Annotated in this window: 15 protein-coding genes; 12 read left to right on the top strand and 3 right to left on the bottom strand. The window is 57.5% G+C overall.

Features of this window, described 5'->3' with window-relative positions; genetic code table 11:
* The first annotated feature begins 28 nt into the window (after positions 1 to 28).
* From nuoF to B3075_RS08670, 9 genes are read left to right on the top strand one after another with little or no spacing between them, the layout of a single operon-like run.
* Positions 29 to 1,429: an NADH-quinone oxidoreductase subunit NuoF gene (nuoF, locus tag B3075_RS08710; protein ID WP_290488087.1), complete on the top strand. Its 1,401-nt coding sequence runs from the start codon at positions 29 to 31 to the stop codon at positions 1,427 to 1,429.
* 52 nt (positions 1,430 to 1,481) lie between these two features.
* The gene (locus tag B3075_RS08705) at positions 1,482 to 3,218 is read left to right on the top strand and encodes a molybdopterin-dependent oxidoreductase (RefSeq protein WP_290488088.1); all 1,737 of its coding nucleotides are present in this window, start codon (positions 1,482 to 1,484) and stop codon (positions 3,216 to 3,218) included.
* Between the two features lie 35 nt (positions 3,219 to 3,253).
* A complete protein-coding gene (locus B3075_RS08700; protein WP_094136488.1) occupies positions 3,254 to 4,522 on the top strand; it encodes a complex I subunit 1/NuoH family protein in 1,269 nt (422 codons plus the stop codon).
* A 34-nt stretch (positions 4,523 to 4,556) separates the two neighbouring features.
* Entirely contained in the window at positions 4,557 to 5,120 is a 564-nt protein-coding gene (locus B3075_RS08695) for a NuoI/complex I 23 kDa subunit family protein (RefSeq protein ID WP_094136489.1), read from the top strand.
* Positions 5,121 to 5,148: 28 nt separating this feature from the next.
* Positions 5,149 to 5,859, top strand: coding sequence for an NADH-quinone oxidoreductase subunit J (locus B3075_RS08690; protein ID WP_290488089.1), 711 nt, complete (start codon positions 5,149 to 5,151; stop codon positions 5,857 to 5,859).
* Positions 5,860 to 5,884: 25 nt separating this feature from the next.
* Complete coding sequence (nuoK, locus tag B3075_RS08685; protein WP_215834112.1) at positions 5,885 to 6,202, top strand: NADH-quinone oxidoreductase subunit NuoK; 318 nt, start codon at positions 5,885 to 5,887, stop codon at positions 6,200 to 6,202.
* A gap of 23 nt (positions 6,203 to 6,225) precedes the next feature.
* Positions 6,226 to 8,058 (top strand): NADH-quinone oxidoreductase subunit L, encoded by a 1,833-nt coding sequence (gene nuoL, locus B3075_RS08680; protein WP_094136492.1) that lies wholly within the window; start codon positions 6,226 to 6,228, stop codon positions 8,056 to 8,058.
* Between the two features lie 22 nt (positions 8,059 to 8,080).
* A complete protein-coding gene (locus B3075_RS08675) occupies positions 8,081 to 9,505 on the top strand; it encodes a complex I subunit 4 family protein (protein ID WP_290488090.1) in 1,425 nt (474 codons plus the stop codon).
* Positions 9,506 to 9,557: 52 nt separating this feature from the next.
* On the top strand, positions 9,558 to 10,940 hold the full coding sequence (locus B3075_RS08670) for an NADH-quinone oxidoreductase subunit N (protein WP_290488091.1): 1,383 nt from the start codon (positions 9,558 to 9,560) through the stop codon (positions 10,938 to 10,940).
* A 66-nt stretch (positions 10,941 to 11,006) separates the two neighbouring features.
* Here the strand turns inward: B3075_RS08670 and B3075_RS08665 are convergent, their stop codons facing one another.
* Positions 11,007 to 11,195: a hypothetical protein gene (locus B3075_RS08665; protein ID WP_290488092.1), complete on the bottom strand. Its 189-nt coding sequence runs from the start codon at positions 11,193 to 11,195 to the stop codon at positions 11,007 to 11,009.
* Positions 11,196 to 11,293: 98 nt separating this feature from the next.
* Between B3075_RS08665 and B3075_RS08660 the strand changes: the two genes are divergently transcribed.
* Positions 11,294 to 12,178, top strand: coding sequence for a DUF3472 domain-containing protein (locus tag B3075_RS08660; protein ID WP_094136496.1), 885 nt, complete (start codon positions 11,294 to 11,296; stop codon positions 12,176 to 12,178).
* 26 nt (positions 12,179 to 12,204) lie between these two features.
* Complete coding sequence (locus B3075_RS08655; RefSeq protein WP_256943703.1) at positions 12,205 to 12,333, top strand: hypothetical protein; 129 nt, start codon at positions 12,205 to 12,207, stop codon at positions 12,331 to 12,333.
* A 227-nt stretch (positions 12,334 to 12,560) separates the two neighbouring features.
* Here the strand turns inward: B3075_RS08655 and B3075_RS08650 are convergent, their stop codons facing one another.
* On the bottom strand, positions 12,561 to 13,034 hold the full coding sequence (locus B3075_RS08650) for a hypothetical protein (RefSeq protein WP_094136497.1): 474 nt from the start codon (positions 13,032 to 13,034) through the stop codon (positions 12,561 to 12,563).
* Between the two features lie 6 nt (positions 13,035 to 13,040).
* Positions 13,041 to 13,586 carry a putative Fe-S cluster assembly protein SufT gene (gene sufT / locus B3075_RS08645; RefSeq protein WP_290488093.1) on the bottom strand — a complete coding sequence of 182 codons (546 nt, stop codon included), beginning with the start codon at positions 13,584 to 13,586 and terminating at the stop codon, positions 13,041 to 13,043.
* Positions 13,587 to 13,905: 319 nt separating this feature from the next.
* Between sufT and B3075_RS08640 the strand changes: the two genes are divergently transcribed.
* Positions 13,906 to 15,681, top strand: coding sequence for a peptidylprolyl isomerase (locus B3075_RS08640; RefSeq protein ID WP_290488094.1), 1,776 nt, complete (start codon positions 13,906 to 13,908; stop codon positions 15,679 to 15,681).
* Positions 15,682 to 15,741: the final 60 nt, after the last annotated feature.

Below are 15,741 nucleotides of genomic sequence, written 5' to 3'. Positions count from 1 at the left end.
TTTTCCATCCCCGCACCAGATTTTCGCCATGAGCATCACCTATCTTCCCGGTAAAGAACCCCACCCCAGGGAAACGCGCCGCATCCTGAAAAACGTTAACCGCGAAGGCTGGAACACGTCCATTGACTGCTATCTGGCCGACGGCGGTTATGAAGAACTGAAAAAGGCGCTCGGCATGGAGCCCAGGGCCGTCATTGACGAGGTGAAAAAATCCGGCCTTCGCGGCCGTGGCGGCGCAGGGTTCCCCACCGGCGTGAAGTGGACTTTCATTCCGCCGAACAACACGAAACCTGTCTATCTGGTTTGCAACTGTGACGAATCCGAACCAGGCACGTTCAAGGACCGCTACATTGTCCACCAGGATCCCCACCAGCTCATTGAAGGAATGGTCATCTCCAGCTACGCGGTGGGGGCGCATCAGGCCTACATCTACATGCGCGAAGAATTTCCCATCGCCGCGGAAATCATGCTCAAGGCTCTTCAGGAAGCCCGCGAACGCGGCTTCCTGGGCAGCAATATCCAGGGGTCCGGCTATGATCTGGAAATCCACCTGCACCGCGGGGCGGGAGCGTACATTTGCGGTGAGGAAACGGCCCTGCTCAACTCCCTTGAAGGGGACCGCCCCTATCCCCGCATCAAGCCCCCCTACTTCCCGGCCGCCATCGGCCTGTACGGCTGCCCCACCATTGTCAACAACGTGGAATCCCTCTGCCAGGTGAAGCACATCATGGCCATGGGTGGAGAAGCTTACAGCCAGGAAGGGGCCAAACGTTCCCCCGGCACCCGCATCATCGGCGTTTCCGGCGACGTTAAACGTCCCGGGTTCTATGAAATCATCTCCGGCTCCATGACTTTCGGCGAACTGCTGTATGACGTCTGCGGCGGCCCGCGGGACGGGCGCCAGTTCAAAGCCGTGATACCCGGCGGTTCCTCTTCCAAGGTCATGCGCACGGATGCGGAATACAAAGTGAAGAATCCGGACGGCACCATGGGGAAAATCACCTTCTTTGACATTCCGCTGGATCTGGACAGCATCGCCCAGCACGGCTCCATGTCCGGTTCCGGCGCGGTCATCGTGATGGACGACTCCCGCTCCATGCCCTGGGCCATGAACAACATCAACCGCTTCTACGCCCATGAATCCTGCGGACAGTGCACCCCCTGCCGGGAAGGCTGCCCGTGGATGATGAAACTCAGCACCCGCATCCTGGAAGGGAAAGCCGCCCCGTCGGACGTAGATCTGCTCATTGAAGTGGCCAACCAGATTGAAGGGAAAACGGTCTGCGCCTTCGGTGAAGCCGCCTCCTGGCCCACCCAGGCCATGGTCTCCAAGTTCAAGGAGGAATTCGTGGCCCTGACGGATCCCTTCAACGCCTGTCTGCCCCACACGGAGGAAGGCAGGGAGCAAAACCGTTTCCTCACCCGCTAAACAGCAGCACGCAACACCAGTTCTCAAAACCATCCCTCTCCCATCCGTCATCATGAGTGAAGAAGCTTCCAAACTCCCCAAAGACATTGCCGCTGCGGAAGGCAAGGTGAACGTCCAAATCAACGGAACGTGGCACCGGTTCCCGCGCGGCACGCGGATTGCAGACGCCTGCCGTTCCGTGGGCGTGCCCATTCCGTGCTTCTGTTACCACCCCAAGCTGGCTGTCGCCGGCTCCTGCCGCATGTGCATGGTGGAACAGGGGATGCCGCCCAGGCTCGCACCGGGCCAGACGCCCTCCTATGATGAAAACGGCTACCAGCGCATCCAGTGGATGCCCCGCCCCATCATCTCCTGCGCCAACACGGTGGCGGAAAACATGGGCATCCGCACGGACAGCCCGCTGGCCAGTGAAGCCCGCCGCGGCGTGATGGAATTCCTGCTCACCAGCCACCCTCTGGACTGCCCCATCTGCGACCAGGCTGGGGAATGCAAGCTTCAGGAATACTCCAACGACTACGGTCAGGTGGAAGGCCGTTTTGAAGAAAAAAAGACAAAAAAAGGGAAAAACCTGAGCATTGGCCCGCGCGTAAACCTGGACCAGGAACGCTGCGTGCTCTGCGGCCGCTGCGTGCGCTTCATGCGCGACATCATGCACGATGAAGTGCTCACCATGTCCCAACGCGGCACCTTCAACGCCATCACGGTTTATCCCGGCCGCGAGCTGGACAGCAACTACTCCATGAACACCGTGGACCTCTGCCCGGTAGGCGCCCTCACCTCCAAGGATTTCCGCTTTAAAATGCGCGTCTGGTTCCTGAAGGAAACCAAAACCATTGACGTGGACTGCGGGACGGGCACCAATATCACCCTCTGGACAAGGGAAGACAAGGTGTACCGCATTACCCCGCGCCAGAATGATGCCGTAAACTCCTGCTGGATGCCGGACTCTCACCGCCTTAACTACAAATACATCAATGCGGAAACCCGCATTCCCCAGCCCGTCATCCGTACGGATGCGGAAGCGCCCCACCGCCCCTCCACCTGGGAGCCGGCCCTGGTTTCCGCCGCGGAAGCCGTCAAACGCATCGCCCCGAACCAGCTCGCCATCATCGCCTCCGGTCGCATGACCAATGAAGAGCTTTACATGGTCCGCCATCTGGCCGCCCAAATCGGCACGGATATGGTGGACATCGTTCCCCGCGTGGGAGAAAGCGACGGCATGCTTATTTCTGCGGACCGCAACCCGAACACGAACGGGGTCAGGCTGGTGCTGGGCATCGAACCCGGTTCCAGGCTGGACGCCATTCGCGAAGGAGTGCGCAACGGCTCCGTCAAGGGCATCCTTACCCTGGGGGAAGACCTCACCTCTCCGGAAGCAGGCTTCACGGCGGAAGACCTGGACAAGCTGGACTACCTGTTCATGACCGCCCACAGCGCCAATGAAACGGCGCGCCATGCGGACCTGGTTCTGCCGGGCGTCACCTACGCTGAAAAATTCGGCACCATGATTAATGTCACGGGCCGCATTCAACGCCTGAACCGCGCCATCCAGCCCATAGGATACGCCCGGGACGACTGGCAGATTTTCAGAGACATCACCCTTCTGCTGGGCGGCAATCCCGCTCTGAAAGACTTCAACTCCGCCCTGGACATCCTCACCGCCATGAGCACGGAATACGGCGCGCTCAATGGAGTCTCCTGGGGTTCCATCGGAGACGGGGGCCAGCCCATTCTGGAAACCGGCGTCACCATTCCCGTGGTGGAACGCGAAAAAAACCAGGGCCGCTAATCACACTTCACACGCACATAACCTGTTAATCCGCCATGATTGATTCGATTCTAACCTTTTGCGACGAGGTGCTCAGCAACCCTGTGTGGTTTTATATCATCACTCTGCTGATCAAAATCGTCATCTGTTTTGCCATCACCATTCTGTTTATTCCGGTCTGCGTGTACATTGAACGCCGGGTGGCCGCCTGGATCCAGGACCGCGTGGGCCCCAACCGCGCCGGCATTCCGTTAAGCATCTTCCGCCGCTTCGGCATGAAATCCGACCTGCCGTTCAAAAAGACGCTGGACTACTTCGGGTTGCCTCATGACGGCAAAATCGCCAACCTGTGCCGTTTTTTCCGCCTGGACCGCGACATCCCCGTCTTCGGTCTCGTGCAGCCCATGGTGGATGGCGGCAAACTGTTCCTGAAGCAGGATTTCACGCCGCCCTTCGTGCGCCGCGTGTACTTCTGGATCGCCCCCATTCTGGTGCTTGCCCCCCCGCTGATGACGGCAGCCGTCGTTCCCTTCGCCGGAGACCTTCAAACCTCTTACGGCAACGTCAACATGGCGGTGGCCAACCTCAGCGTAGGCCCCCTCTGGATGTTCGCCATTTCCTCCCTCTCCGTGTACGGTCTGGTGCTGGCCGGATGGTCATCCAACTCCAAATTCCCCTTCCTGGGAGGCGTGCGCTCCTCAGCCCAGATGATTTCCTATGAAATCAGCATGGGCCTGTCCATCATCCCCGTACTGATGATTTACAGCACGCTGGACCTGTCCAACATCGTGGAATACCAGGCCGCCAACGGCTGGCTTCTGCTTCCCGTGTGGGGCGAGGGCCTAAGCTGGCAGCGCTGGATACTGCTGGTGCCCGTAGCCATCAGCTTCATCATCTTCCTCACTTCCATTTTCGCGGAAGCCAACCGCACCCCCTTTGACATGTCCGAATGTGAAACGGACCTCGTGGGCGGCTACCATACGGAATACTCCTCCATGAAATTCGCCCAGTTCTTCATGGGGGAATATGCCGCCATGGTGGTGGGGTCCTCCCTGGTCATCACGCTGTTCCTGGGGGGCTGGTCCATCGGCTTCGGCCTGGACGGCTGGCTCAACGAACACGTAGCCAACTGGGTGGCGGTTATCTGCCAGCTCATCGCATATGTGCTCAAGCTTCTCTTCTTCGCCTTCTTCTTCGTCTGGGTGCGGTGGACGCTCCCCCGCTTCCGTTATGACCAGGTGATGAAGCTCGGCTGGATGGTCTTCTTTGAACTGGCCGTCATCAACATCTTCCTTACAGCCGCCATCCTGTACTTCGTCAAGTAATCTCCCCTTTCTTCATTCCGACAACATCACTATTATGGCCTTCAAAACGATCAAGCGTCCGAAGATCTCCCTTGGAGAGCGGTTCTATCTGCAATCCATTCTTGGCGGTCTTTGGCTCACTATCAAGCACCTCGTTCTGGCTCTGCTGGGCAAATCCCGCAACAAAAAAGAACTGGCCGGTTCCGGCATCGGCGTTACGATGCAGTATCCGGAAGCCAGATGGGACAAACATCTGCCGAAATATTACCGCGGAGCCCCCGTGCTGGTGAAAGGCGAAGACGGCCGTGAACGCTGCGTTTCCTGCCAGCTCTGCGAATTCATCTGCCCGGCCCGCGCCATCACCATCACCCCCGGACCCATCCAGGAAGGACCGTGGGGCAAAGTGGAAAAAGCCCCCAGGGAATTTCAAATTGACATGCTGCGCTGCATCTACTGCGGCATGTGTGAGGAAGCCTGCCCGGAACAGGCCATCTTCATGAGCCATAACTACCTGTTTACCCCCACGGATAAAACCCAGGCCATCCACAACAAGGCCAAGCTCTATGAACTGGGCGGCACCCGCAAGGGGCTGGTCAACAAGTGGAACCAATACAAATAACCCCCGAACACTCCATTTCCCGTACGTTATGAACATTTTTGCCAGCGACATACTTTTTTACGTTTTCGGGGCCCTGGCCGTGGTCCTGTCCCTGATGGTCGTCTTCATGCGCAACCCCGTCTCCTCCGCCATGATGATGGCTCTTTCCTTTGGAGCCACCGCCGCCGTCATGATCGGGCTGGGAGCCCACTTCCTGGGCATTCTCCAGATCCTTGTATACGCCGGGGCCATTATGGTGCTCTTCGCGTTCATCATCATGCTGCTGAATGTGAAGCAGGAAACATCCCCCTTCAGCAGGCCTTTCTCCGTCGCCATCGGGGTCATCATCGCCGGCCTCTTCCTGGGCCAGCTTATCGGCATCATCTATTCTTTGCCCGGCGCCAAAGAAACGCACCGCTGTCCGATGGCCGGCGCGGAACAGGCCTGGAACGATTTGAAAATCGGGCAGGAGAACGCAGCCCCCTCCAAAACCGGAATGGGAGCTCCCGCCTGCGGCTTTCGCAACAACGGAGCCCCTTCCGTCATTCTCCCTCCCCTTTCTCCCCAATGTTCCGCTCACCTCTATCCGGAAGGCACCACCATCCGTGCGGAGATAGACAACGGAGAATTCCCAGACACCGCCCTGCTGGGCCGTACTCTGTTTGACAAATATAACCGGAGCCTGGTCATCGCCGGACTGGCCCTGCTGGTGGCCTCCATCGGCGTCGTCGTGCTGAGCCGCCGCCCCTCTGGAAAATAAAGAACCCCTTACCACAGCCATCACCATGATACCTCTTACGCATTATCTGATCCTTTCCGGCGTCCTGTTCGCCATCGGCCTGATGGGGGTGATTGTCCGGCGCGACATCATCGTCATCTTCATGTGCCTGGAAATGATGCTCAGTGCAGCCAACCTATCCCTGGTAGCGTTTTCCCGCGCCCAGGGCACCATGGGCCTGCCCAACTATGACGGCCAGGCCCTTTCCATCTTTATCCTGACCATCGCCGCGGCGGAAGTGGCCATCGGTCTGGCCCTCATCGTCTCCCTGTACAGGGCCAGGCGCACGGCCAGCACGCAAAATCTCAACACGCTGAAAGATTAAGAGCAACACACTACTCCACGAATATGTTCAATATTGATATTCAATACACCTGGCTTCTGCTCTTCCTGCCGCTGGTCGTAGCCGCCTTTGACTGGTTCCTGCTGACCAAACGTCCTAACGTCGCGGCCCTCACCTCCACCTTCTCCTGCCTGGCGACCTTCGTTCTTTCCCTGGGCCTGCTGGACCGGACCGGGTCTGCCTCCTTCTCCTGGCTTCCGATTTCCGACATCTTTTCCGTGGATCTGGGCTTCATTCTGGATCCCCTTTCCTCCCGCATGATGCTGGTGGTCACGGGCATCGGCCTGCTGGTTCATGTTTTCTCTCTGGGTTACATGGCGGACGACAAGGCGAAAACGCGCTACTTCGCGTGCCTGAGCCTTTTCATGTTCTCCATGACGGGCATCGTTCTGGCGAACAACATCGCCATGACCTTTATCTTCTGGGAATTGGTGGGCCTCTCCTCCTATCTGCTCATCGGCCACTGGTACACCCGGGACACTGCCGCCAACGCCGCCAAAAAAGCCTTCATCTGCAACCGCGTCGGGGACTTCGGCTTCCTGATCGGCATTCTGACCCTCTGGGCGCTGACCAACACGCTGGATTTCAGCCTGATGGAAATACCCGCAGGAATCAGTAAAAACCTGCTGAACATTACGGTGCTGTGCCTTTTCTGCGGAGCGGTGGGCAAATCCGCCCAATTCCCGCTGCACGTCTGGCTTCCGGACGCCATGGAAGGTCCCACCCCCGTCTCCGCCCTGATCCATGCGGCCACCATGGTAGCCGCCGGCGTTTACATGATGGTGCGCGTTCAATACTCCATCGGCATTGAGGCTTTCCCCGCCCTGGCCTGCAACGTCATTACCGGCATCGGGGCCATTACGGCCGTCATCGCCGCCTTCATGGCTACCCAGCAGAATGACATCAAACGCGTTCTGGCCTACTCCACCCTCTCCCAGCTCGGCTACATGGTCATGGCCCTGGGGCTGCTGGCCGGGGAGGCAGCCATGTTCCACCTCTTCACCCACGCGTGGTTCAAGGCCCTGCTCTTCCTGGGCGCCGGGGCCATCATCTTCGCCTGCCACCATGAACAGGACATCTGGAAAATGGGCGGCATCATGAAGCGCATGAAGCTGACCTCCCTCACCTTCATCATCGCCACCATGGCGCTGATTGCCATTCCGTTCACGTCCGGCTTCTTCTCCAAGGAAGCCATTCTGGAAGCAGCCCTTCACAAAAACCCGGTCTTCTTCTGGATCGGCGCGGGCGTTGCCCTGCTGACCACCTTCTATATGATGCGCGTCATCTTTGTGGTCTTCTTCGGCAGGAGCCGCAGCCACAGCTCGGAACACGCTTCGGAAGTAGGCGGCCTCATGCTGGTTCCCCTGCTGATTCTGGCGGTCCTGGCTCTCATCTCCGGCTACGGATTTATCGCAGACAGGCTGGTTCCTTTCAACGGATTCGTTTCCGAAAGCTTCCACATGGGCATGCCTTTCTACGTCTCCATGGGGGCGCTGGTGCTCGGAATCCTGCTGGCGGCTGCCTTCTACGCAGGTTCCCCGGCTTCTGACAAGCTCTCCGGCAATGTTGTTTCCCGGGCTCTCGCCAACCGCCTTTATATCGACCTGTTCTATGATAAGGTGCTGGTCAGGGGCATCCAGGGAGTTCTGGCCGCCATCATCGACTTTATGGACCAGTTCATCATCTCCGGCCTCATCGTGGGCGGACTGGCGCGGCTGACTGCCGCCATAGGCTCCCTGCTGCGCCGTCTGCAGTCCGGCAACATGGCCGCTTATACGGCCCTCTTCGGCATTGGCCTGCTCCTGGTCATTTACTTTACCGTCTTCTATTCCTGCTAACCTAACCAACCAATCACATACCATGCTTATCTGGCTTGTTCTCATTCCTCTGATTGCCGCGGCCCTCATCGGTCTGTGCAAGGCGCCCGCACGCCCGACAGCCCTGCTCAGCGCCACCCTGACGCTGGCCCTCGGCATCTGGGCCCTGGTTAGCTTTGACGGCTGTTCCTCCTGCTGGTCCCGCTTTGAAGGGATGGACCTCCAGCTCACGTTGGCTCCGGCCCTGTCCAAAGTAATGCTGCTGCTGACCATCCTGGTTACCTTCGCCTCCGTGTTGGGCACCAACCCTCCCCAGGGGGGGGGAGCTTCCTGGTACAATTCCGCCCTTCTGATTTCCGCAGGCGCCACCGGGGCGTTTCTGTCCGACAACATGATCTCCTTCTTCGCCTTCCATGAACTGGCTCTTATCCCCACCTTCGTGATGATCGGCCTGTATGGACGCGGCGACCGCCGCACCACGGCCTGGCGCGCCACGCTTTACCTGGGGCTTGCCTCCATGGTTCTGCTGGCCGCCCTGCTGATGATCGGCACGCAGGCGGGCTTCACCTTCTCCGGCCTGAAAGACTTCATGGCCAGCGGGCGCGAACTTGCCCATGCGGAACTTATCGGAGCTCTGCTCATCGCCGGATTCGGCACGCTGATTTCCCTTTTCCCCTTCCATTCCTGGGCAGCCCCCGCCTATGCGTCCGCACCCGCTCCGGTAGCGATGATGCACGCCGGAGTCCTTAAGAAATTTGGCCTGTACGGGCTCTTCATGTTCCAGTCGCTGATGGAAACAGGATTCCTTCCCTGGACGAACATCCTGCTGGTTCTGCTTGTCTGCAATGTCATTTGGGTGGGTTACGTGACCGTCAACCAGAAAAGGCTGGACCTGCTGCTGGGCAACTCATCCGTGATGCACATGGGTTATATTTTCCTGGCTTTCGCCGCCCTGGTGGTTTCCGGTTCCGCGGAAGCCAATCCCTGGGCGCTGAAAGGGGCTGCTCTGCTGATGCTGGCCCATGGCCTGACAATCGCCCTTCTCTTCCTGCTCTGCGGACAGATTGAAAAGCAGACAGGCACACTGGAAATCAACTCTCTGGGTGGACTGGGCACTAGGCTGCCGCGCATGGCTTTCGTTTTCGGCCTGGCGGGCATGGCCTCCATCGGCCTCCCCGGCCTCGCCAATTTCCCTGGGGAATTCATGGTCTTTTTCTCCGGGTTCGCCGGTTTCAACAACGGCTTCGGCCCCGTTCAAATCGCCACCATCCTGTGCCTCTGGGGGCTGGTCATCGGCGCGGTATACATGCTGAGAGCCTACCGTAACATCTTCCAGGGGGATTTGTCCAGAGCCTCCGCCTACGCCACGGAACTGCTTCCCTCCGAACGGGCGGCCAACTGCTTCCTGGTCATCGCCCTGGCGGTCTTCGGCTTCTTCCCCACGCTGGTGCTTCAGTTCTTCTCCTGATTTCCCCCCCTTCCGAATACAATCCTAGTTTAACCTGATTTTTCTTTTACCCATGCAAGCGTATATTCCGGAATTTATCCTGGCCGGCCTGGCAATGCTTTTGCTTCTGGCGGAGACCTTCTGCAAAAAAACGCCCAAATTCTTTTTCGGGCTGATTGGCGCGGCGGGAACCCTGGCAATGCTTCCCTTCTACATGGAAGGGCTCTATGACAATACCTACATCATCCTGGCGCTCGTCGCCACAGCTGTCACCCTGCTGCTTTCCGTAGATTTCCGGGCCGTCATCAACTTTTCCTCCAATGACTCCAAATCCCAGGAGGGCACGGGGGAATTCTACATCCTGCCCCTGCTGGCCTGCGTAGGCATCACCTCCCTGTGCAAGGCCTCCAACCTGGTGGAACTGTTCGTCTCTCTGGAAGTGCTCACCCTGAGCTCCTTCATCATGGTAGGCTATTTCCGGCGGAACCTGGGTTCCACGGAAGCGGGCATCAAGTACCTGATTCTGGGCGCCGTCAGCACGGGATTCCTCGTTTTCGGCCTGGCCTGGTATTTCGGCATTACGGGAACATTCATTTATAATGAAACCATCGTCAGCCACGCTCTGGCCGGCCAGACAGCCCCCGCCATGTACCTGGCCCTCGCCATGCTGCTGCTCGGCACAGCATTCAAAATCGGCGCAGTTCCCATGCAGCTGTGGATTCCGGATGTGTACCAGGGAGCTCCCACTCCGGTGACGGCTTTCCTTTCCGTAGCCTCCAAAGTAGCCGGATTCGCCCTGCTCGGCATCATCCTGGCCCCATTCGCCGCGCTGCCCCCCGTCGAATTCGTCGTAGCCCTGATGGCCGCCGCTACCCTGCTGGTGGGCAACCTGGGCGCCATTCCCCAGACGAACCTGAAACGCATGATGGGTTATTCCTCCATCGCGCAGGCAGGCTTCATCCTTCCCTTATTCATCGGTACTGTGGACGGCCAGCTGGCTCCGAACGCTCCGTTCTACCTGGCTGTGTACCTGGTCATGACCTTCGGCGCCTTTTTCGCCCTTGCTATGATTCGCATCCAGCGAGGAAGCGAGGAAATTTCCGCGTTCCGCGGTCTGGGCAAAACCAATCCCCGGCTGGCCCTGGCTGTCACCATCATGTTCGCCTCCCTGGCGGGCGTGCCGCTGACAGCCGGATTTTTCGCCAAAATGATTTCTTTCGTGCACGTCATCAATACGGGGCTGTACCTGGGCTGGATGCTCCCCGTCATGATCGTCTGCGCAGCGTCCGGGTTTTACTATTACTTCAAAGTCATCCGCTCCATGTACTGGGACAAACCCGCAGAAAACGCGGAACCCGTGCAGGTGCCGGTCATTTCCGGAGTCATGCTGGCCGCGTTCTCCATTTTCATCGTGCTGGGGGGCCTGATGCCTCTGTTCCTGAATCCCATCCGGTAACAAACGCTTCCTTTCCGCCCATGATTCCGAAGGCCGTTCTCCGAATTGTTCGCAGAACGGCCTTCCTCATTCAGGAAAAGCCGCGTGTTCCGCGCCGGTCGGCCGAAAACGGAAGGGAGAAGGAAAGGTTGCAGCTGCCCGGCCTTCCGGGCTTACGATTTCAGCCGTTTCAGGATCCTGAGCAATTCGCCTGAGCCATACATTTCTTTTATCATATTCATGCCGGAAAAATTGTGAAAAAAGTGCGGCCTGCATGCGAGATTTCCCTCAGGACAACCGTAATTAGCCTGTTCTAATTATTTGCCTGCCCTTCCTCCGGTCATCAGGCAGACAACCATCAATCATTCACAGCCATGCGTCTTTTAACCTCCACCGCCGTCATTTGCGCCGCCCTGTTTTCCGGAACTATCCTGCAAGCACAGGACCCGGAACTGCTGGCCAAGCGCCAGTGCCGTTCCGTCCATATCAATCAGCAGGGACATCCCGTCCAGGCGAGCGCCCTGTACAATGTAGTAAAAGCCAAAACATCCGTTCCCGGCACCTACTTCTGCGCCATGAACTTTGATGACGGCTATATCGGTTTTCAGGAACAATCCAACGGTAAAAAAGTAATCATCTTTTCCATCTGGGATCCGGTGGCACACGGGGACAACCCCAACGACGTTCCGGAAGAAGAACGCACCAAGCTGGTAAAACTGGGCAAAGATGCACGCTCCGGACGTTTTGGCGGTGAAGGGACAGGCGGACAAAGCTTCGTGGATTATCCCTGGACAATCGGGGAGGAGATGCGCTTCCTCGTCTGCGTCAAAAAAATGGGCAAATTCAAAGAAATCAGCGGCTATTACTTTAATAACAAAAACAAGTCCTGGGATCTTATTTCCAAATGGAAAACGCATTCCTCGGAAAAGGAGCTTTCCTTCTCCGTCGGATTCGTGGAAGATTTTATGCGCAATTTTGAATCCGCCAAGAAGGCCCGCGGAGCCTTCTTTGGCCCAAGCTTCGCGTACAAGGACGGCAAATGGCATCCCAATACCAGCGTAACGTTCACCGGCGACCGAACCCCTTCCACCAACGTCATGGCGAATATCCAACCTGATGGTTCCGTGCTGCTTCAGACGGGGGGAAGCACGAAAATGACGGATTTCAAGCTGTTCCAAAATCGCCCCCTGCCCCAAAATATTAAACTCGTCCTGCCTGACAAGACTGTTACCAGTCTAGTTCAGGAGAACATGAACTGATTATGTCCCCAACCGGCTGGTTAACCATGATTGTTTCCATCGGCGGCGTACTGGCCGCCGCCGCATGGGCGTATTACAAGGTGCTCTCCACTCCCAAGGAAACGGAACACCTGGGCAGCCCTACCCCGCCACTGCCGGAAAATGCGGAGGAATAAGGTCCCGATGCGGTGAACCGCCGTACGCAAGATTGAACAATCCCCCGGATCATTTTGCCGCATCCAGAAAGCGCGCATGTTCCCGAGACCTGAAACAGGACGGATATAAGGGAGTATTTTCCCGGCAGAAAGGCAACACGGCCCGGTGTTCCCCAGAGTATGCGTGCAAATCGCGCCCGAACCTGCGAGCCGCCCCGGTTCACAGGATTTTTAAACGGTTTTTCTCCTTACCCGTCTGACGGGGGCAGGATGAAGCCCAGCCGGTCAATGCCGTATCTGGCGCATTCCTGCCACAGGGATTTTTCCAGGGCTTCCGCAGTGCGGCGGCGTTCCTCTTCCGGCATGTTTTCAAAATATTCCGCTCCCAGGTGTTCGCTGATGGCCTTGTCCGCCATACGCGTCACGAGATCCGCCCAGAAAGAGTTATCCCGATATTCATCCAGGCAATCCTGAAAAAAAGCGTTTTCTTCATATTCCCGTGTGAAGGCATAGCCGCCCAGGTCCTCCGCATAGGCAATGCGCCCTTTCAATTTGGGAGTGACGGAAAGCTCCTTCATCAGCCGGGAAACCAAATTTCCCCACGCAGCCAGGCGCGCTTCCGCCCCGTCCTGCTGGTTGGAGGCAGCCACCGTGGCGGCGGTGGAAAGCATTTCCGCCAAATCACGCGCTTCCTCATCTGATAATTTCAACGTTACCGGCATGAAAAATCAGATCAATCCGAGTTTCATTCTGCCCTCCTCGCTGACCATGTCCTGGTTCCAGGGGGGATCCCACACCATTTCCACATCCGCGGCCTCCACCCCTTCCAACGCTTCAATACGGTCCTTAGCTTCCATGACCAGATGAGGACCCATTCCGCAGCCGGGCGCCGTGAGGGTCATTTTTACCGCCACATGGTGAAGGCCGTTCTCCAGCTCAATGACGGTCACATCATAGATCAGGCCCAGGTTGACGATGTCCACGGGAATTTCCGGGTCATACACACATTTCAGCGTATCCCAGACCCTTTCTTCCAGTGTGGCGTTCTCATCCAGCGCAGCCGCTTCCGGAGAAGGTTCTTCCGCTCCAGCGCCAAGGGCGTCCGCGTTCTCCCTGGAAATACGGGCCAGGCCATGGTCCGTAGCCACGGTATAGGAGCCACCCAGTATCTGGGTGACATACACGCGTTCCCCTTCCGGCAGGGTGAGCACATCCCCGCTGGGGATCTGGACCGCCGTCACTTCTCTTTTGAGTTCTATTACCTGGCTCAGCATAAATCCTTGCGATTAAAGGAATATCCGACTATGGACACGCGCCGGAGGCATCCGAACGCCATAGGGCAGAACCGTCCCATGGATCCCGGAATCTTTCGCGCAGGAGCAACATAAGGCGTATTTGCATCACCGTCGAGGTCAAAAACTGTTCTGCCCCGGCCGGGAAAGCCCTTCATGACAGGAAAGAGCATGCCGCCATGTTTTGGAAAAGCCGCCGGAAGCGGAGAGCTTCGTTCTTGCCTAGCGGAGGGAAAAAGTGTAAAAAGTTCGGGCTGTCCGGGCTGCCCCGGCTGCATGTGCATTTTCAACCTGATATTCCATGCTAGATTACTTACGTAAACATACAATCGTCATCATGGCAGCCATGGCCCTGGTGTTTGTGGGCCTCATGTTCATCGGAGGGGACGTAAGCGGCGGCTCCCTGACCGGCATGTTCAAGCAGACTTTCGTTTCCGTGGATGGGAAATCTTATGGGGAAAAGGATTATAACAACATGGGCAGGACCGGCCTGTCCGTGGCTTTTTCCTTCCCTTCCACCTTCGGCCCGCTGCTTCAGGACAATTTCAGCTCGGAAGAAAATCTGCGCGAACTCTGCTACCTGTTGAAAACAAATAACCCCAATGCGGCTTTTCTGGCCTACCGCGGCATTATCCGCCGGGAGGCGGGACGCCTGGGCTTGACGCCCAGCACCACGGAAATTGACGATGCCATTTGCAAGATTCCGGAGTTCCAGGACGACAAAGGCGTTTTCGACCCCCAAAAATACGACAATTTCATTTCCATGCGCGGCAACATGGGTAAAAAGCTGCAGGAGGAACTGCTGCGCGGACTGATGGAAGACACCATCAGCCTGGAACGCATCAAGGACGTGCTGACCGGGGGTATTTCCGTGGAGCCCGGTTTTGCCGAAGCTGTCGCCGAATCCAACAGCCAGCAGATTACCATCAACACCGCCTTCCTGGAAAAAAGCGCCTTCCGTCCCAAGACGGATCCCGGAGAAGAGGAAATAAAAACCTTCTGGGACAAGCATAAGGAAAATTACAAGAATGAAGAAGCGCGCTTCTTCACCGTTTACACCTTTATCCCCGCAGGAGATGCCCAGGCTCCCAAGCCCGGCGACATTTCCAACGCCACCATGGAGACCATGAACCTGGTGGAAAATGACATCTGGGAACCGCTGAACGCCACCAACGGCAGGAACATGGACCAGGCCATCAGCGAAGCCCTGGCCAAGGCTCCCGGCGTCTGCAAAATGGAGAAAAAATCTTACACGGCCGTAACGCGCAAAAACGCGCCTCAGGAAATCAACCAGACAATCAACCAATCCGCTTCCGACGGACGCAGCGCCAATCTGCTGGATGTGGCTTTCTCCCTGACGGGAGCCCCCGCCCTGAATGCGGATGCGGATGCCAAGGCCATTGAAGAAGCGCGCGCCAAAACCGGGGCCGAACAGATCAGCACCATGCAGGTACTGGAAAACGGGCAAGTCGTCCTGATCCGCCTGGAAGGCGTTACTCCGGTCAAAGCCCTGCCTTACGAGTCTGCCCGCAACAGCGCGCGTGCCGACCTGCTGGAAAGCATGACTGTTGAATCCATGAACAAGGCAGCTACGGAACTCAATACGGAACTGCAGAAGGCGGAGAACCCTATGGAACAGTTCAATGCCATCGCCGGAAAAGCCGGCGCAAAAACCGGCGCTTACGGCCCCTTTATTAATCCGAACGCACTCTTGAGCAGCGTCAACCTGCAAAACGCCAAAACACAGGAAGAACTCCAGTCTCTTCTGGAACGGGCCATGAATTCCCGCCTGGCCCCTCCCAAAGAACTCCCGGCTCCTGAAGAAGTATTCCAGGCGGTTTCCGTCATCAACCCCGGCCAGATGGCCCAGCCCATCAACACGGGGGACGGCATCCTGCTGACCCAGCTCGTCAAGCGCGAACTGGAGGATACGCCGGAATTCCAAATCAAAGCTACCCAGCAAATTGCCCCGGCTCTGACTGCCCAGGCAAAATCCATGATCATGCTGGACTGGCTGAAAGCGTGCATTGCCCAATACAAGGTGGAAATTGCCCCCATCCTGAATCAGGAACGCTAACGTTTTTCCTTTCATGACAACCGTCAGTGCGCCCGTCTCCTTTTCACAGGCCCTGAACGC

This window comes from Akkermansia sp. UBA7090, from assembly GCF_002493465.1.
Lineage (GTDB): Bacteria > Verrucomicrobiota > Verrucomicrobiia > Verrucomicrobiales > Akkermansiaceae > Akkermansia > Akkermansia muciniphila_A.
The sequence above is the reverse complement of the archived record's forward strand: the minus strand, read 5'-3'. Positions and strand labels throughout refer to the sequence as shown.